We start from the raw sequence: 16,767 nt of genomic DNA, 5'->3' as shown, positions 1-16,767 counted from the left end.
GGCGAGAGGCTGCAACGGTGATCCTTTCTGGCAGCGCTGTCGGCAGGGCTCACCCGGCGAGCCTGACAATGCCGTACGGATTGAACTTGAACTCATCCACGTCGTAGGTCGAATCGAAGGAGAGCTTCGCGCGGCGCGCCTCAAGCGTCGGCTCAAGTCCCCGCTCGGCGATCTCATCGGCAACCGCATCCATATGGCGACGACCTGCCTTTCGCTTCCGGCCGATTTCGGCAAATAGACCTCCGGCAGTCCGACGAGATGAAACCCGACGCTCTCCAGATATTCCTGGTCCGATAGCGGCCGCTTCGCGAAAGCCAGGCGGCCGATTTGCTGCTGGGCGAGCGTATCCTTTGCCTTCAGGGCCTTGGCGCCCTGCACGATCGGCGCTCGCCATCGGTCCAGCCCGTTGGCGACGCCGGCGGATTCGCCCTTAACGGCGACCGCTCCTGCGCCAATCAACGTTCGACAAGGAGGAGAGCCGCCATCGAAACCGTCACGGTCTCGCCCTGCTGCATGCTCGGCCCGAGGATATAGAGGACGGATTGATGATGAGCGACGGCTTCCTCGTCCGCCGCGCTCCAGGCATCGGGCTCGACGCGGCCCCAGCATACGGCAAACGATTGGCTCATCCGGTCATCCGGCTCGGCCTGCGAGTAGCTCTCGTCGATGCTGAACCCGGCGGCGAAATCGGCGATCGCCTGCGATGCCGCCTCGGACAGGTGGCTCAGATCACGATCCTTTCCGAGAAAGCAGAGGACATGCCGGGGCGTCACCGATGAAGCCTCGGCATGCGCCTTGGTTTGCTCGCCGGCTTCAGGGCCGTATTGCTTGGCCGACGACGGCTTCCAGCCGATCATCGCCAATATGGACCCAAGAAGCGTGCGACGCATGAGATTCATGAAACCTTCCGTTCGGTCGAATGTTCACGAGCCACGACCTTGTAAGCGTATGAATTCCAAAACGAAAGCAGGATCATGACTTGAGACGGCGTCAGCGAGCGATACAGGAAAAGCACTGCGGGCGAAGAGTGCGGTTCCACTCGTCGGGTCCGGTCGTTTCTGTTATTTTCATCTCGGAGCATATTGGAGCAATCACGTGACGATAGACAACATCGGGTTCGTCGGAACCGGCGCGATCACCGAAGCAATGGTTCGCGGGCTTCTCACTGAGCCGGCCTATGCCTCGGCGATTCACGTTTCTCCGCGAAGCGTTCATATTGCGGCGACACTGGCGGACGAATTCGCTGCCGTAAGGGTCGCAGAAGACAATCAGGACGTTGTCGATCGCAGCGACATGGTGTTCCTGGCGATACGGCCGCAGGTCGCCGAGGAGGTCGTGCGCGCCTTGTCGTTCAGGGATGGCCAAATGGTCGTCAGCCTCGTGGCGGCGACGGAACGCGAGGCCCTCTCCGACTGGATCGGCGCCAACGTGCATCTCGTCCAGGCGATCCCCCTGCCCTTCGTCGCGAAGCGGCAAGGCGCAACCGCCCTTTATCCGCCCGATGACGGGGTCGCAGCGCTGTTCGACACGCTCGGAACAGCCGTCCAGTGCCAGTCGAGAAAGGAATACGATCTTCTCGCAGCCGCGAGTTCCATGATGTCGACCTATTTCGGCATCATGGAGACGGTTGCTGGCTGGCTTGAGAAAAGCGGCCTCGAAAGGGAGAAGGGCCACGCCTACATCGCCCCGCTCTTCGCAAGCCTGGCGCAGAAGGCGACAGGTCCCAGCGGCGAGCCGTTCAGCACGCTGAGCCGCGAATTCGCGACCAGGGGCGGATTGAACGAGCAGGTTCTTTCCGATTTCGACAAGAACGGCGGCATCGCAGCGCTGACCGCCGCGCTCGACGGCGTGCTTGCCCGCATCGAAGGCAAGAATTAGCAAGATCTAGAAGGTCGGCGGCGTGCAGGCGCTGATGACCTCGCAGGGCACCGGCCCGACGCAGCGGAAGCGGTGCGGGCGCCTGCTTTCGAAATAATAGGCGTCTCCCGGGCCAAGGATGCGCCGCTCGTCGTCAACAGTCACCTCCAGCCGTCCCGAAAGCACGATCCCGCCCTCCTCCCCTTCGTGGACAAGGGGCACCTTTCCGGTGTCGGCACCCGGCTGGTAACATTCCTTGAGTATCTGCAGGCTGCGTCCGAACAGGTTTTCCCCGACCTGCCTGTAGGAGATGGCGCCCTTGCCGATCTCCACCAGCTCTTCGGCCGCATAAAAAGCCTTCTTCGGACGGTCGGGCTCGAAGGCGAAGAATTCCGCCAGACCGATGGGAATACCGTCGAGGATCCGCTTCAAAGCGCCGACCGAAGGGTTGGAGGCGTTCGATTCGATGAGCGAGATCGTCGAATTCGGCACGCCGGTGCGCTTGGCGAGCTCCCGCTGTGAAAGCTTGTGGGCGATGCGGAGATGGCGAAGGCGGCTGCCGATATCGACTGACATGTGGGTCCGTTTGCGTTGTGCAGAATACCCAAAACATATCTTCCAATCTCTTTAATTTCAATGGCTTGCGCCGACAAAGAAAAGGACTTGTTTGCAGAGAGGAAATCGCCATCCTTCACACCATCCCAAAGGAGGCCAGGATGGACCAGATCAGCAAGACGAACGCGCCCGTACTCGAAAATTTCTGGATGCCGTTCACCGCGAACCGGCAGTTCAAGGCGGCGCCGCGGCTTCTCGCTGCCGCTGAGGGCATGTATTACACCGACGTCGACGGACATCAGGTTCTCGACGGCACAGCCGGGCTCTGGTGCTGCAATGCCGGCCACGGCCGCAAGAAGATCTCCCACGCCGTCGAGCGGCAGCTGGCAACGCTCGACTACGCCCCGACTTTCCAGATGGGGCATCCTATCGCCTTCGACTTCGCCGCGAAATTGGCCGCGAACGCTCCCGGGGGCCCAGCGGCCAAGCTCGACAGGGTCTTCTTCACCGGCTCGGGTTCGGAATCGGTCGATACCGCCCTCAAGATCGCCATCGCCTATCAGCGCGCCATCGGCCAGGGCACCCGCACGCGGATCATCGGGCGGGAAAAGGGATATCACGGTGTCGGCTTCGGCGGCATTTCCGTCGGCGGCCTCGTCAACAATCGCCGGGTCTTCCCGCAGATACCGGCCGACCACATGCGCCATACGCTCGATCTCGAGCGCAATTCCTTTTCCAAGGGGCTTCCCGCCCACGGCTCGGAACTGGCGGACGATCTCGAGCGCCTGGTGCAACTGCACGGCGCCGAAACCATCGCCGCCGTCATCGTCGAGCCGATGTCAGGATCGGCGGGCGTGATCCTGCCGCCGAAGGGCTATCTGGAAAAGCTGCGCGGGATCGCCGACAAGCACGGCATCCTGCTGATCTTCGACGAAGTCATCACCGGCTTCGGCCGTCTCGGCACGCCTTTCGCGGTCGATTACTTTGGCGTCGTGCCCGATCTCGTCACCACGGCAAAGGGCCTCACCAATGGTGCGATTCCGATGGGCGCGGTCTTTGCCAGCCGCAAGGTCTATGACGGCCTGATGGTCGGACCTGACAATGCGATCGAGCTCTTCCACGGCTACACCTATTCCGGCCATCCCGTCGCCTGCGCCGCCGGCCTCGCCACCCTCGAAATCTACGAGGAGGAAGGCCTGCTGACCCGCGCATCAGAGCTGGCCGAACACTGGCAGGAGGCTCTCCACTCGCTGAAGGACGCGCCTCATGTGGTCGATATCCGCAATCTCGGCCTGGTCGGCGCAGTCGAACTGGCGCCGAGGGCCGCAGCGCCGGGAACCCGAGCCTACGACGTCTTCGTCGATTGCTTCAAAAAGGGCCTGCTGATCCGCGTCACCGGCGACATCATCGCGCTCTCGCCGCCGCTCATCATTGAAAAGGGCCAGATCGACACAATCGTCTCGATACTCGGCGACGCGCTGAAGCGCGCGGCATAGACACCGATGCGGCGGTAAACAGTCGCCGCATCGCGCTATCCCACAGGCACGCCAAGCCCGACCTTGACGCGATCCATCGCGACGAAGGTCCGGAAGCGCTTGACGTTGTTGTTGCCGAAGAAGAGCCGCCGCGTCAGCGCTTCGTAGTGGGCCATCGAAGGCACAATGACAACAAGAATGAAATCCGCTTCGCCTGTGACGTAATAGCATTGCTGGATCTCGGCGGCGGCTGCGAATTCGCTCTTGGCGCGCTCGATCTGCTCGGCGGTTTCGCTGATGACTTCCACCTCGACGAAGATCGTGATCGACTGCCCCAGAGCCTCCGGCTCGACGACCGAGACATCCGCCCGGATCACGCCCTCCTCCCGCATGCGCTTAATTCGGCGCTGAACGGCCGGCGCGGAAAGGTTCACCGCGTCGCCGATCGTTCGCTGCGGGGTCATATTGTCCCGCTGCAGAATGGCGAGGATCTTCCGATCGAACTCGTCGAGATGCGTGGGCTGACCGCGCTTGCTCAAATCGATGCTCCGATGAAACAAACTTGCAAATGGACGCCAAAATATCAGCGCCTTTTGCGCAACCGTTGCAATAGAGTTCAGCGAAACCAACCATTGAGGATCCCCATGTTTCTCCTGAACGCGACCGCAGATTATCGACAGCCGCTTGATCCGAGGGATGCGGAAACGCTCGGACCCGCCGCTGCCGAGGAAGTGGAACGCCACCTCTCGGTCCGGGAAAACCATGCAGTTACACCGCTTGTCGCATTATCGGGGCTGGCGCGCGAGGTCGGCGTCGCTGCAATCCATATCAAGGATGAAGGCCACCGCCTTGGGCTTGGAAGCTTCAAGGCGCTCGGGGGTGCCTATGCGGTGATCCGCCTCGTTCTGGAAGAGGCCGGGCAGCGACTCGGCCGCACCGTCGATCTGGCCGAGCTGCATTCGCAGGAGGTCCGCGCCGTTGCGCGTGAGATGACCGTTGCCTGCGCCACTGACGGTAATCACGGCCGCTCCGTTGCACAAGGCGCAGAACTCGTCGGCGCGCGCGCCGCAATCTTCGTCCATTCTGGCGTCAGCGACGAGCGCGTCGCCGCCATTGCCCGCTTCGGCGCGGAGATGATCCCCGTCGAGGGAACCTATGACGACTCCGTCCGGGAAGCGGCTCGCATCGCCGAGGCAAAGGGTTGGATCATCGTTTCCGACACGTCCTGGCCGGGCTATGAGCGGATCCCCGGCCTGGTGATGCAGGGCTACACCGCTCTCGTCAGGGAGGCTCTGAGACAAATGCCGGAGCCGCCGACCCATGTGTTCATCCAATCCGGGGTCGGCGGCATTGCCGCGGCGGTTGCCGGTCATTTGGCGATCGCGCTCGGCGACCGGCGCCCGGTCTTCACGGTCGTCGATCCCGCCCGCGCGGCATGCCTGTTCGAGACGGCGCGCGCCGGGCGTCCCGTGACGATCGCACATGGCGAACCGACCGTTATGGCGATGCTGGAATGCTACGAGCCGTCGCTTGTCGCCTGGCGGATCCTTTCCCGCGCGGCGGACGCCTTCATGACGGTTGACGAGGTGGACGCGACCGGGATCATGAACCGCCTTGCCCGCCCTGTTTCCGGCGACCAGGCGATCGTCGCCGGCGAAAGCGGCGGCGTCGGCCTCGCAGGCGCCCTCAAGGCCATCGCCGATCCCGTGATCAAGGCGGCCCTGTCGATCGACCACCGCTCCCGCATCTTCGTCGTCAACACGGAAGGCGCGACCGATCCGGGCAAATATGCAGAAATCACCGGGCTGTCGCCGCCGCGGTCGCCGCGAAGAACAGGGAAGGAGCTTTGATATGACCGGGCAGTCGATCGATGCCGCGCGTCTGCTCGGGCGCTTCAGGACGCTCGGCGATCTGTGCTTTCAGCACCTCGCGCACGGCATCCCGGATCGGTTGATCCGGATATGCTTTTTCGGAATCCCGTCGCCTGACCGACGGCAGCGTCGCCGAGCATCTGCATCAAGCCCTTTGACCGGTCGACGAAGAAGCCGCCCTCGCGGACAGAGCCGTCCTTCGGCTGTCGACGATTTCGCCGAGCTCGTCCTCCAGATCGATATCGATCGGCGCCGGCTCACTGTCATAGAGATCGGCCGGCAGGGGATCGATGGCAGCGCGAGGGCGCTTTCAAGTACCTCACCAGCGCGGCTGGCATATATAGGTCTCGCCGAACGTCCCGAGGACAAAGCATGCATTCGCGGTGGTGAGACCATAGCCGTTGAGCTGGCGTTCCAGATCCGATGAAAATTGCATGCTTCATCTCCGTTTCGTAACAGTCTGAAGGTGGGCGCAAAATTTTGCGGCCATCAACAGGTTTTCAAGGAAGAACGTCAGTTTATTGTTCCTTTCCAGCACGTTAGCAGCAGATCAATACGAGTGCTAATTTTTTCGTGCTGACCTCTTGAAATCGAAAAACCGGCAAACCAGATCATTTTGCGCAAAACGCTCGACTGAGGTTTTGCACCCGCCCGGACTGGTCATCCGGTCCGGCCAGGGGAACAACGTCATCATTGTTTGTCCATCGGAGGAAAACATGTCGTTCCGACCGCTTCATGATCGCATTCTTGTCCGCCGGGTTGAGTCCGAAGAGAAAACGAAGGGCGGAATCATCATTCCTCCGGCGCTCCCCGCCTGTGCCGGCAAGGATTTCTAAGCGATCAATCGGGCTCGCCTCACCGCAAGAAGCGGGCCCTTTCCGGAGCACCAAATGAGCTTACCGTCGAAAGAAGATGCCCGCCTATGCGCCAGCGTCATCAAGGAGGTTGTCGAAGCGCGAGGCCTCAAGGGCGACCACCAAGCGATTGCAACGCTGACCATCACGGTCGCGAAGCTGTACAACAAGGGCATCCGCGAACGCGACGCTCTTTTTGCTGAAACAATGCGGATTGCCGAGATACCCACCACTTCAAGCAATCGAGCCTAGCCTGTTCCCAGGGCGTGAGAACCACAGGTGCCATTGATTATCCATGGAGCCAGAAATGAGAGAGGACATTAAGACAAGAGATAAAACGCACGATGTCGCTGTCACGATAACTGCGGGGCAGCTGCTTCATCCTTCTCGACATTTTGCTGATCCATGTGAGGAACTTGCCGCTCAAGACATCAGTCGTGGCGACAAGCGTGCCCTTCTCGCTTCATGGGCGTCTGATAGCGTTAAGACGCTGGACAACCACAATGAGCCATCTGGACAGCGAGAAACTTCCGGCCTGTTCGATGCTCATGGGAGTTGCCGGAAGATCTTGGGCTCATCGCCAGATCGAGAGGTCTCAGGATGCAGAAGGTCGAACAACAGGGAAATCTTTTACCCAAACTCAATACGGTGAATGCTATAGCAGGAGCGGTTTTGTTTTGCTGCCCCTGGGTTTTGAGCTATGACGGGCTCGTGCTTGCATCAATCAACGCATGGATCGGTGGCCTGGCATTGATGGTTGCCGCCGTCGCTGCTGCAACAGACCTCTGGCCGAAGCTGAATTTGGTATGTTTGTCGATCGGCGTCTGGATCTTCGCAGCGCCATGGCTCCTGAATTTTTCCAACAAGGTTGATCCTGCCACCTCACATTTCGCGACAGGGGTTATAGTTATGCTCGTATCCCTTGTATGTTTAGGTGGCAGATGGATCACGATGAAGCCCTCGAAAGAGCCAAGGCCATGATGGTCCAGTTGACCGCATACGGGACGCGCGGTGGAGTGCGCCAATCTTAAACTCATACGATGCCGTCACCAACGGCAATTTCGACGACGACGAACCGCTTCTGGACACCCGGCATTAGTTGCATCGGGCTCAAAATTCTTCTGCAAAGATTCTGCCTGAGGATCGCGCATCATGAGGCATGTTCATTTATAAGAATTCTGATATCTTCCGCGATCGAACGGAGTGGGTGTTATGTTTACCGCGAGTTTGGTTCCGGAAGCCTATTACTGGGCGCGTTCATCAAAGCACTTCGACGGGAAGCTCACCGTCGTGCAGGTCTCGACTGTCTTCGGGGAAGAGCCCAACTACTGGACGCTTGCACTGCCTGGCACCGACCAGCACGCCATGCCGTCCGATTTTGAGATCGTCGGACCGGTGGCACCCCCGGAGAAATACCCGATGGGGCAGGCCGCCGAATAGTTCTTTCGGACGCAAGCGTTCTCGGTTCCCCACAATAGAAAATAGCTCTCCTGAACGAGAAGGTTTTCGCGCATCTAGTGCGATCCAGTGCCCCGAGATGGTCGTGGACATCATATCGGACCTCTGCAATTGTGGGCTGTCGGTGGTGCTCCGAACTGTCCAAATTTCATCTCAATCCTCGGGGTAGTCACCCAAGGAAAATCGTTGTGTCACGGATCCTGATTGTCGAAGACGAATTGCTCATTGCGTTCACATTGGAAGCAATGCTCGTTGAGCTAGGCCACGAGGTGGTCGGCATTGCAAGTCGGCTCGACGAGGCGTTGGAGATGGTCAAGACGACGAGGTTCGACATTGCGGTTCTTGACCTGAAGCTCGGAACCGAAAAGTCCTTCCCCGTCGCCGATCTTCTCCTCGAACTGAAGAAGGACTTCATCTTCTCGACGGGATTTGACGAGGCCGCCATGGACGGCCGCTACAGCCAGCCTGTCCTCGAAAAGCCATACGACGAGGCCCGGCTGGTCGAGTTGATCGCTCGGGCTTCGTGACGCTTTGGGAAACGGCTGCCGCCGCGGGCCTTGCCAACCCGGGCAAATCAGCTCACCTTCGCCTTCCATGACCGAGATCACGCGACCGTCGGTGCCAGAGGATCATCCTGATCGTCACATCCGTTGCCAGGATGCGATCCAGTTCGCATTCCAGCATTTGTTGCGGCAGGCAGTGGCCTCCGGATGGTCGGAAAGCGAAGCTGTCGCTGCCTTCATCGACCTCGCCGACAACCACATGCTTTCGATCGCGGCGAATGACGAGACGAACAAGCTCATCGAAAGGCTGAAGCGGATGACCTGATCGGTCAACCTTCCGCTGCCGCAAGGCTCCCGACGGTCGGAACATTCGGCCCGATGCAAGATTATCCATCCTCCTATATTGGAGGAAACCATCATGGACCACACCAACCACGTTCGCCTGACGAGTTCGGAACTCACTCCCGCGGTTCTCGAGGGAGCAACTATCTATGGAGCCGACGACAACAAGATCGGCAAGGTCGACCACATCCATGTCGCTGGCGCCGGAAGCTCCGTGGTGATCGATGTCGGCGGTTTTTTGGGCATCGGGGCTAAACCCGTCGCGGTTCCCATTTCGGATCTCGAGTTCATGCGCGATGAAGACGGCGACGTCCATGCCGTCACGAACTGGACCAAAGATGAACTGAAGAACATGCCCGAACACCGCGACTGAGTACCGCTATTCGATGCTTCCGCCCTGCACTATTCGTTGACGCTGCAGGGCGGAAGGCCCATCTAACTCTTGCATGACAAAACCCAAGAACAATGACGATGCGGAGCTGATTAAGGAGTGGCCGTTGCCGCCTGCGGCTACGCTCGGATCATCCGTCCGCGCGAAGGGAATTCTCCTGGAAGTTCGCGCTCGATTGCCTTCAACAGTGCGAAAATTGCTCGATATCGAGGCGGGTGTTTTAATCCTGGCTATGTCGGAGACCTCCGGGATCGAGTTCCGCGCTGCTTCGGCGGTCGTTGCCAACACACTTGAAGGCATTGAAATACTACCCGTGATCCCTCGGGAGATTGAGGACATTTTGACGATGTCGACGACTGAGAGGCATCGTTGGCTCAATGACGGCCGCTTACCCAGCGCAGGGACGCGCACCGTCAAGCTGCGAGGGCGCGCGAAGAAGATTACCTTCCACGTTTTCGACCCACGAGTCGTGGAGGACATCCTCGACCGAGACTTGGTCACCGTCTGGCGTGAAGAGGACGCCGAAGCTGCGGCCGAGAATAGACGGCGGGCGGCCCTTAAGGCGAAGCTCACGCGTTCGCTACGGAGTGGCAAAACACCTTCGACCAAGGGAAACACTGACGATGCTTCCCGTCCGAACTTGAGCGGCTGGGACGAGTTCGGGCGCGACGGACTCCTCCGCTAGTTTAGGAAAACAGGGCCGAAACCGGATAAGGCAGCGCAAGGGATGGCATGTCCTCTTTGGCAAAATATCGAAGCGACTTTGTTTCGGCATCCGTCCACACGCCTCCGCCCTGAAACACTTGGCATTTGAACAGGGTCACGACATACTCAACTTGATGACCATTCGGGTAGGTGTATCTGAACTGATGTCCGCCGAACACGCTGACAATGCTGGTTGAAGAGACCGTTAGGCCAGTCTCTTCCAAAACCTCTCGAATGACAGCCTCCTCCGGCGCCTCGCCAGGCTCGATTGCACCAGCCGGCAAACTCCACCTTTCCCCTGATGTCTTCTCTTGGAGGAGCAAATTGCCCGCATGGTCATGAATGACAGCGGCAACTGAGGGAAGCAGAAGTAGGCGGTTTCCAATCAAACCGCGAAGCTCCATTGCATACGATGTCATTCATGCGCTCGCTTTGGATTAGAATGCTCATAGTGTTTGCCGAAAGAGCCTCTGCAAGGCAATCGGCGAGCGTATCTCGCGTTTTCGTGACGGTGCCGAAGCAAGCGAGCCAGAGGAGACTAATGGAAATTCCTCGCCTTCACCTTCAGGGTGTCGATGTGGAGATCCGGAATGAAGATGTTCCTCGGCTTTGCGGCCGCCACCCTATCCCGCGAATCCGGGGCTCCCGGCGAGCCGTGGGCGAACTCATCTCCCCTGCCCGTCGGCAGCCGGAATTCGGCGTCGCGGTCGGCCAGCCCGGAGAGATCGCCGGACAGGTCGAAGGCTTGCTGGGCAACAAGATGAACGACGTCGCCTTCGCGCTGAATTCTCCCATTAATCGCTATCATCGATGCCCCGAGGACGACGCGTCGGCGCTGCTCGAAGAGCTTGGGCCAGACGACCACGTTGGCCGGACCGGTCTCGTCCTCGATCGTCATGAAGATGACGCCCTTGGCGCTGCCGGGTCTCTGCCGGACGAGAACGAGGCCAGCGGTCATCAACCAGCGACCATCCCGCGCGTTCATGGCTTGCGCGCAAGTGACGATCTGGCGCTCCGTCAAGGCCTTCCGAAGGAATGCGACGGGGTGTTCGCGTAGCGTCAGCCCAATATGACTGTAGTCCTGGACAACGTTGTGCCCTTCCGTCATTTGACGGAGGGCGACGTCGGGTTCCTGCTGCTCGGCGATCGCCCTCGCCTCGCGTTCCGAGGCGGCTGCAAAGAGCGGAAGCGGTTCGTCACGCAGGGCCTTGATCGCCCACAGGGCGTCGCGCCGCGGAAGTCCCAGCGACGGCAGGAAGGCGTCTGCCTCGGCGAGCTCGACCAGAGAAGCCACCGGAACACCGGACCGTCGCCACATGTCGTCAACGCTTTCAAACGACTGATCCATGCGGGCAGCGACGATACGAGCAGCAGCGGCAGCGGCAAGGCCGCGCACCATGCGCATCCCGAGGCGGACAGCGTGACGGTCTGTATCGCCGATACGCTCGAGCGTGCAGTCCCACCGGGAATTGTTGACGCAGACGGGCCGAATCTCGACGCCGTGGTTCCGAGCACAGCCGACAATCTGGGCCGGCGCGTAAAATCCCATCGGCTGGGAGTTTAGCAGCGCCGCGCAGAAGACGTCCGGGTGGTGGCATTTCACATAGTTGGAGGCATAGGCGATCAAGGCGAACGACGCCGCATGGGATTCCGGGAACCCATAGCTGCCGAATCCTTCAAGCTGGCTGAAGGTCTTCTCGGCAAACTCGGCCGTGTAGCCATTCTTGATCATGCCGGACACGAGCTTATCCTTGAAGCGCGAGACGCCGCCAGTGAACTTGAAGGTCGCCATCGATTTTCGAAGCTGGTCGGCCTCGCCGCCGGTGAAGCCGGCGCAGACCATCGCGACCTTCATCGCCGACTCCTGGAAGAGCGGAACGCCGAGGGTCTTTCCGAGGACGGCCTCCAGTTCCGGCGTCGGATAGACGACCGCCTCCTTGCCTTCCCGGCGGCGGAGATAGGGATGCACCATGTCGCCCTGGATCGGACCAGGCCGGACGATTGCAACCTGAATGACCAAATCATAAAACGTCCGCGGCTTGAGCCGCGGCAGCATCGCCATTTGTGCTCGGGACTCGATCTGGAACGTCCCCAAAGTGTCCGCTTTCCGGATCATCGCATACGTCGTCGGATCCTCCTGGGGGATCTTCGCCAGGTCAAGGTCTTCGTCCTTGTGTTCTCGGATGAGGTCGAAGGCCTTTGCCATGCAGGTCAGCATGCCGAGCGCCAGCACGTCGACCTTCATCATGTGGAGCGCCTCGACGTCGTCCTTGTCCCATTCAATTACCTGCCGGTCGACCATTGCGGCGGGTTCGATCGGAACGAGATCGTCGAGACGGTCATGCGTCAGGACGAAGCCGCCTGGATGCTGCCCCAGATGCCGAGGAGCGCCCATGAGCTGCTGCGCAAGCTTGAGGGTCAACGCCAGACGGCGGTCTTCCGGGTTCAAGCCCTGCTCTCGAAGACTGCGGTCGCTGACCAGCTCCTCCGACCATGCCCACATGCCCGAGGACAAGGCCTTTATGAGATCCTCGGGCAGCCCTAATGCCTTTCCGACATCCCTGATCGCGCCCTTGGCACGATATCGCGTGACCGTCGAACAAAGCGCGGCCCTGTCCTTGCCGTAGGTCTTGTAGATCCATTGAATGACCTCCTCGCGGCGTTCGTGTTCGAAATCGACGTCGATGTCCGGCGGCTCGTCGCGCTCCTGGGAGACGAAGCGCTCAAACAGGAGGTCGTTGGTCGAGGGGTCGATGCTGGTGATGCCAAGGATATAGCAGACAGCCGAATTCGCGGCCGACCCCCGCCCCTGACAGAGGATGCCTTGAGACCGGGCAAAGCGGACGATCGAAAATACGGTCAGGAAGTATGGAGCGTATTTCATTGTCCGGATCAGATCGAGCTCGTGACGGACGATTTTAAGAACCTCCGGCGGCAGGCCTTCCGGATAGCGGTTGGGCACACATTCCCAGACATAGTGCTCGAGGGATTCCTGCGGGGTCTTGTCTGGGAGGATCACCTCCTCGGGGTACTGGTAGGTCAGTTCCTCCAGCGAGAACCGGCAGCGGCCGACGATCTCAATCGTTCTCGCCAGCGCCTCGGGGTATCGTGGAAACAGTCTCTCCATTTCATCGGGTGGCTTGAGGTAGCGGTCGGCATGCCTTTCTCTCTCGAAGCCGACGTCGTCGATGGTAGTATTATTGCGGATGCAAGTGACGATGTCCTGGAGCTGCCGCCTCGAAGGCTCGTGGAAAAGTACGTCATTGGTGACAACCGTCTTCACTCGGTGCTTGACGGCTATGTTCGACAACGCGTGCAGCCTCAACTGGTCGTTCGGACGGCGCCGGAGACAGAGCGAGACGTACGCCCTGTCCCCGAAGATCTCCGCCATCTTGCGAAGCTGGACGGCGCAGGCTTCATCCGGGAGGTCGGGCACAAGGATACCGAGGAGGCCTTCAGAATAGAGGGCGACGTCGTCAAGGTTCAGGATGCAGTTCGCCTTGCCACCCCTGCCCTTGCCGAGCGTCAGCAAACGGGTTAGGCGCGAATAAGCCGCACGATCCGTGGGAAAGACGAGGATCGACATGCCGTCCTGCAGATCGAGCCGGCAGCCGACGACGAGGCGGACGCCCGTCGCGCGGGATGCTTCCAGCGCTCTGACGATGCCTGCCAGAGAGTTTCGGTCGACCACGCCGAGAGCTTCGATGCCGAATTCCTTGGCGGTCGCGAAGAGCTCGTCGGCAGAGGACGCGCCGCGAAGGAAGCTAAAGTGCGTCGTGACCTGAAGCTCGGCATATCTCATCCGAATATCCCGTGCATGAACCACTTATGGGAGCCCGTTTCGGGATCGATGCCGTCGCCGGAGCGAAAGATCCAATATCGTTCGCCGATCTCGTTTTCGATGACGAAGTAGTCCCGCACCGCCTCTAGCTCGCTGTCGCGCATCCACCATTCGCCGAACACGCGCTCCGGGCCATCCGCGCGATTCACGCGATGGCGCTTGCCGCGCCACGTGATGCTGGCCGGCGGATGATCCGGCAGCAGGGCTATCGCCTCGATCGGATCCGGACGCGCAAACAGCCGCACCGGCCGTCGCCAATGGTGAACCCAATCTTCCGTCACGTCCTCGCCGACGGCGGCGATCCGCTGGACGCTACGCTCCGGAACGTCGGACGCGACTGGCGCGACCCGGTAGACGCGCTGGCCTCGATTGCCGAAGACGTCGATCAGCGGCGTGATGTCGGCGTCCTCGTCATCGACAAGCGAGGACGCCTTCTGCTTCTCCTCGAGCGGTTCCGACATCACCGCGACGAGGGTCAGCTTCTCGATCCCGTAACCCGGCTCGATCCTTTCCGTCCGGTCGCGGAACAGTTTCGTCAGCCAGGCGACGTCTCGCGCGGGTTTGGCGGTGCCCGCTCTGATCGCTTGTCTGGTTCCGTCCACCTTCTCGACGATGAGATCGGTCCGACGGACGCCAAGACCCTTGCGCTGAAGTTCGGCGACGAGTTGAACAACCAGCCGTCCGACATACTTGTTGATCGTCTCCGCCGCGCCGATCGGTTCGGCGAATGATCGACTGACCTCGACGAGTTCCGGGCTACGAATGGGATCTATTGGTTCGCAGACGCGACCGAACATCTGGTCGAGACGGCGACCCACTTCCGGTCCGAAGCGAAGCGCCAAGGGAGCGCGCGGCGTCGCCGAAAGCTCCCCTATTGTCCGAAAGCCTAAAGTGCGCAGATCGCTCACGATCTTCTCGGGCAGCCGCAGCAGCGAGATCGGAAGGCGTTCGACGGCCCGGATAGTCTCCCCACTCGGGACGACGACGGTTTCCCGGTTGATGGCGCGGGCGCATGCGTGGGCGGCACCCCATGTGTCCGCTATGGCGACCCGTATTGTCAGGCCCTTGGCGCGGAAGCGGTTGGCGATGCTCGTCAACATCCGCTCCTCGCCGCCCTGCAGATGGTCCGCGCCCTCGGTATCCATGACAATGCCGTCCGGCGCGTCGACGGCGACGATCGGCGAATACTGGCTGAGCGCCCACATGGTGATGCGCTCGAGCGCCACCGCATCGGCGGCGGGATCGGCGTCGATCATCCGGAGGCCCTGGAAAAGCGCCTGCGCCTTGGCGGCCGGCATGCCCACATGAACGCCAGCCTTCCTGGCCACGGCGTCGGCGGCCGACACCCAGCGCTTGGAACCGCTCTTCGAAATGATGGCGATCGCCTCCTCAACGGGAATGGCGGGATCGGCCCGCCTGATCCTGTCCGTCGGCAGATCGGGAAAGAATATCGATACAACCCTCGGCATTGCAGGCTCCTACTTCGAACTCGGCGCACTCACCCGCTTTCACCCTCATCAGTTCCAGAAGCCACCTCGCCCGCCCGACGCCGGGAACTGGCAGCTCCTCGCTCGGAATGACGCTCACCCTCCAGCGCGTGGTCGACGCCGTCGGCTGGCCAAAGTCACTGGCCTCGGTCTGCCGCCGCCATCGCCGGACAACCAAGGCCATGGTGCCGCTCTTCTCGGCTGCGAGTTGCAGTCGCCGGGACGCCGCCATCGGAAGCCGGACGATCTCGCCGATCACCGCGCCGAGGCCGCCGTATGAAAGGCCCTCCTCCATGTTCGCAAGGACGTCCTCTTCCCTATCGGACTCGACGAAGACGACTCGGTTCGGATGCAAACCCGCCTGCGCCAGGGCCGGAAAGAACAGGTCAGGACGTGTCAGGCACCAGACGACCTTGCCTTTGGTGCGAGCGGCGATCCCGGCCACGAACAGAGCGGCGGCTGCCCCGTCGACGGTGCCGGCCCCGCCGCCGGCACACTCGTGCAGCGCCCCATAGGCCAATCCGCCGCCCGGAAGCCGCTCGTCGATCTGCGCCACGCCGAAAGGCAAAACGCCTCGGTTGCGCCGATTGGCGCTTTCAAGGTGCGCGATCTGCTCGCGCAGACCGTCTAGGACGGCGTTTCGGGCGACGGCTGGGTTCATGATCTCCTTCGACGGCAACCCGTTTTCAGCTTGAGTAACAGCAATATGTTCTGTATTTGTTCTCAAGAGATAAATGAGTCAATGTGCATATGACCCGCTGAGGTTGAGCACGGGTGCAAAGCAAAAAAATCGTCAGCAGATTCAATCGGATGATGAGGAAGGAATATTTTCGTATGCGCCGAACGCGGCTTGTGGACGATGCGGTCCCGACACTGAAAGATCACAAGGTCCCCGTGGTCGAACTCATCTGCCGTATCTGCGATCGCCGTTGTGCGCACGAGCGCCGGTTGTTGGTGAAAACGTTTGGCGCAAGCGTCACCTTCGCGGAAATCCGCCGGCGCATGGCCATGGGCTGTGAGCGGATGCAGACGACCATGGGTGACAAGTGTGGGGCACACTTCCCATGTTTAAGCGATGGTCTCGCCGATGGAAGCTAGAGAATGACAGGCGAAGACAACCGCGAGCGACCGCGCAAGATCGTGCATGTCGACATGGACGCCTTCTACGCATCGGTCGAGCAGAGCGACAATCCCGGATCGACGAGGCTGGGAAAGCTCGGAATTATGTAGCAATGCCACCAACCAAAAGCCCTGCGGCGCTGACAGCTTTGGGCCAAAGCGCGGCCGGTGGTCATCGTCCGCAATGCCTCGATACCGTTGAAAAAGTCGGTGTTGCTGTCGGTGTGAAGTTCTGATTCAGTCGTTCCAGGCATTGGGAGGACAGTACGATGATGGGCGAGCGGACAGTGATGCAGGAAGCGCTGTTTT

At 60.6% G+C, this 16,767-nt stretch carries 18 protein-coding genes and 2 pseudogenes; 12 read left to right on the top strand and 8 right to left on the bottom strand.

Annotation, left to right across the window (positions count from 1 at the left end; translation table 11 throughout):
• Nucleotides 1-49: 49 nt before the first annotated feature.
• Nucleotides 50-899 (bottom strand): annotated as a pseudogene (locus EFB14_RS20685) (hypothetical protein).
• A gap of 196 nt (nt 900-1,095) precedes the next feature.
• On the opposite strand from EFB14_RS20685, the gene EFB14_RS20680 reads away from it, so the two are divergent.
• A complete protein-coding gene (locus EFB14_RS20680) occupies nt 1,096-1,878 on the top strand; it encodes a pyrroline-5-carboxylate reductase (RefSeq protein WP_126828548.1) in 783 nt (260 codons plus the stop codon).
• A 6-nt stretch (nt 1,879-1,884) separates the two neighbouring features.
• Here the strand turns inward: EFB14_RS20680 and EFB14_RS20675 are convergent, their stop codons facing one another.
• On the bottom strand, nt 1,885-2,433 hold the full coding sequence (locus EFB14_RS20675; RefSeq protein WP_126828545.1) for a cupin domain-containing protein: 549 nt from the start codon (nt 2,431-2,433) through the stop codon (nt 1,885-1,887).
• A gap of 140 nt (nt 2,434-2,573) precedes the next feature.
• Between EFB14_RS20675 and aptA the strand changes: the two genes are divergently transcribed.
• Nucleotides 2,574-3,908, top strand: a complete 1,335-nt coding sequence (gene aptA / locus EFB14_RS20670) for an omega-aminotransferase AptA (protein ID WP_126828542.1) — start codon at nt 2,574-2,576, stop codon at nt 3,906-3,908.
• A gap of 35 nt (nt 3,909-3,943) precedes the next feature.
• On the opposite strand, the gene EFB14_RS20665 is transcribed toward aptA, so the two are convergent.
• A complete protein-coding gene (locus tag EFB14_RS20665) occupies nt 3,944-4,426 on the bottom strand; it encodes an Lrp/AsnC family transcriptional regulator (protein ID WP_126828539.1) in 483 nt (160 codons plus the stop codon).
• A gap of 105 nt (nt 4,427-4,531) precedes the next feature.
• Here EFB14_RS20665 and EFB14_RS20660 point away from each other — a divergent pair, with 105 nt between their 5' ends.
• The 9 genes and pseudogenes from EFB14_RS20660 to EFB14_RS20615 all read left to right on the top strand — a co-directional run bounded on the left by EFB14_RS20660 (nt 4,532) and on the right by EFB14_RS20615 (nt 9,991).
• Nucleotides 4,532-5,737 (top strand): diaminopropionate ammonia-lyase, encoded by a 1,206-nt coding sequence (locus EFB14_RS20660; protein WP_126828537.1) that lies wholly within the window; start codon nt 4,532-4,534, stop codon nt 5,735-5,737.
• A 713-nt stretch (nt 5,738-6,450) separates the two neighbouring features.
• Nucleotides 6,451-6,558 (top strand): annotated as a pseudogene (locus tag EFB14_RS20650) (co-chaperone GroES); the annotation flags it as partial.
• A gap of 90 nt (nt 6,559-6,648) precedes the next feature.
• Nucleotides 6,649-6,864 (top strand): hypothetical protein, encoded by a 216-nt coding sequence (locus EFB14_RS20645; protein ID WP_126828534.1) that lies wholly within the window; start codon nt 6,649-6,651, stop codon nt 6,862-6,864.
• 348 nt (nt 6,865-7,212) lie between these two features.
• On the top strand, nt 7,213-7,593 hold the full coding sequence (locus EFB14_RS20640) for an SPW repeat protein (RefSeq protein WP_126828531.1): 381 nt from the start codon (nt 7,213-7,215) through the stop codon (nt 7,591-7,593).
• A gap of 231 nt (nt 7,594-7,824) precedes the next feature.
• Entirely contained in the window at nt 7,825-8,052 is a 228-nt protein-coding gene (locus EFB14_RS20635) for a hypothetical protein (RefSeq protein ID WP_125850634.1), read from the top strand.
• Between the two features lie 206 nt (nt 8,053-8,258).
• Nucleotides 8,259-8,597 (top strand): response regulator, encoded by a 339-nt coding sequence (locus EFB14_RS20630; protein WP_245438271.1) that lies wholly within the window; start codon nt 8,259-8,261, stop codon nt 8,595-8,597.
• 91 nt (nt 8,598-8,688) lie between these two features.
• Nucleotides 8,689-8,898, top strand: a complete 210-nt coding sequence (locus EFB14_RS20625) for a hypothetical protein (protein ID WP_245438270.1) — start codon at nt 8,689-8,691, stop codon at nt 8,896-8,898.
• Nucleotides 8,899-8,991: 93 nt separating this feature from the next.
• The gene (locus EFB14_RS20620) at nt 8,992-9,288 is read left to right on the top strand and encodes a PRC-barrel domain-containing protein (RefSeq protein WP_126828527.1); all 297 of its coding nucleotides are present in this window, start codon (nt 8,992-8,994) and stop codon (nt 9,286-9,288) included.
• 73 nt (nt 9,289-9,361) lie between these two features.
• The gene (locus EFB14_RS20615) at nt 9,362-9,991 is read left to right on the top strand and encodes a hypothetical protein (RefSeq protein WP_126828525.1); all 630 of its coding nucleotides are present in this window, start codon (nt 9,362-9,364) and stop codon (nt 9,989-9,991) included.
• A 1-nt stretch (nt 9,992) separates the two neighbouring features.
• On the opposite strand, the gene EFB14_RS20610 is transcribed toward EFB14_RS20615, so the two are convergent.
• From EFB14_RS20610 to EFB14_RS20595, 4 genes are all read right to left on the bottom strand, one after another.
• Nucleotides 9,993-10,430, bottom strand: coding sequence for an NUDIX domain-containing protein (locus tag EFB14_RS20610; protein WP_125850642.1), 438 nt, complete (start codon nt 10,428-10,430; stop codon nt 9,993-9,995).
• Nucleotides 10,431-10,549: 119 nt separating this feature from the next.
• A complete protein-coding gene (locus EFB14_RS20605; RefSeq protein ID WP_126828523.1) occupies nt 10,550-13,813 on the bottom strand; it encodes an error-prone DNA polymerase in 3,264 nt (1,087 codons plus the stop codon).
• On the bottom strand, nt 13,810-15,321 hold the full coding sequence (locus EFB14_RS20600) for a Y-family DNA polymerase (RefSeq protein ID WP_126828521.1): 1,512 nt from the start codon (nt 15,319-15,321) through the stop codon (nt 13,810-13,812). Before EFB14_RS20600 ends, EFB14_RS20605 begins: the two co-directional genes overlap by 4 nt.
• A complete protein-coding gene (locus tag EFB14_RS20595; protein ID WP_126828518.1) occupies nt 15,242-16,000 on the bottom strand; it encodes an ImuA family protein in 759 nt (252 codons plus the stop codon). The genes EFB14_RS20600 and EFB14_RS20595 overlap by 80 nt, the downstream gene beginning before the upstream one ends.
• Before the next feature lie 173 nt (nt 16,001-16,173).
• Here EFB14_RS20595 and EFB14_RS33485 point away from each other — a divergent pair, with 173 nt between their 5' ends.
• The gene (locus tag EFB14_RS33485) at nt 16,174-16,437 is read left to right on the top strand and encodes a hypothetical protein (RefSeq protein ID WP_126828863.1); all 264 of its coding nucleotides are present in this window, start codon (nt 16,174-16,176) and stop codon (nt 16,435-16,437) included.
• 65 nt (nt 16,438-16,502) lie between these two features.
• Here EFB14_RS33485 and EFB14_RS33250 read toward each other — a convergent pair.
• Nucleotides 16,503-16,767: hypothetical protein (locus EFB14_RS33250; protein ID WP_208661878.1), on the bottom strand; the 265-nt coding region annotated here is incomplete at its 5' end.

The organism is Rhizobium fabae (assembly GCF_003985135.1).
GTDB classification, from domain to species: domain Bacteria; phylum Pseudomonadota; class Alphaproteobacteria; order Rhizobiales; family Rhizobiaceae; genus Rhizobium; species Rhizobium pisi.
The sequence above is the reverse complement of the archived record's forward strand: the minus strand, read 5'-3'. Positions and strand labels throughout refer to the sequence as shown.

What these genes read in the sequence shown, in the direction of transcription:
- EFB14_RS20675 (WP_126828545.1), bottom strand. Translation starts at nt 2,433, where the DNA reads ATGTCAGTCGATATCGGCAGCCGCCTTCGCCATCTCCGCATCGCCCAC.
- aptA (WP_126828542.1), top strand. Translation starts at nt 2,574, where the DNA reads ATGGACCAGATCAGCAAGACGAACGCGCCCGTACTCGAAAATTTCTGG.
- EFB14_RS20660 (WP_126828537.1), top strand. Translation starts at nt 4,532, where the DNA reads ATGTTTCTCCTGAACGCGACCGCAGATTATCGACAGCCGCTTGATCCG.
- EFB14_RS20645 (WP_126828534.1), top strand. Translation starts at nt 6,649, where the DNA reads ATGAGCTTACCGTCGAAAGAAGATGCCCGCCTATGCGCCAGCGTCATC.
- EFB14_RS20640 (WP_126828531.1), top strand. Translation starts at nt 7,213, where the DNA reads ATGCAGAAGGTCGAACAACAGGGAAATCTTTTACCCAAACTCAATACG.
- EFB14_RS20635 (WP_125850634.1), top strand. Translation starts at nt 7,825, where the DNA reads ATGTTTACCGCGAGTTTGGTTCCGGAAGCCTATTACTGGGCGCGTTCA.
- EFB14_RS20620 (WP_126828527.1), top strand. Translation starts at nt 8,992, where the DNA reads ATGGACCACACCAACCACGTTCGCCTGACGAGTTCGGAACTCACTCCC.
- EFB14_RS20615 (WP_126828525.1), top strand. Translation starts at nt 9,362, where the DNA reads ATGACAAAACCCAAGAACAATGACGATGCGGAGCTGATTAAGGAGTGG.
- EFB14_RS20610 (WP_125850642.1), bottom strand. Translation starts at nt 10,430, where the DNA reads ATGACATCGTATGCAATGGAGCTTCGCGGTTTGATTGGAAACCGCCTA.
- EFB14_RS20605 (WP_126828523.1), bottom strand. Translation starts at nt 13,813, where the DNA reads ATGAGATATGCCGAGCTTCAGGTCACGACGCACTTTAGCTTCCTTCGC.
- EFB14_RS20600 (WP_126828521.1), bottom strand. Translation starts at nt 15,321, where the DNA reads ATGCCGAGGGTTGTATCGATATTCTTTCCCGATCTGCCGACGGACAGG.
- EFB14_RS20595 (WP_126828518.1), bottom strand. Translation starts at nt 16,000, where the DNA reads ATGAACCCAGCCGTCGCCCGAAACGCCGTCCTAGACGGTCTGCGCGAG.
- EFB14_RS33485 (WP_126828863.1), top strand. Translation starts at nt 16,174, where the DNA reads ATGCGCCGAACGCGGCTTGTGGACGATGCGGTCCCGACACTGAAAGAT.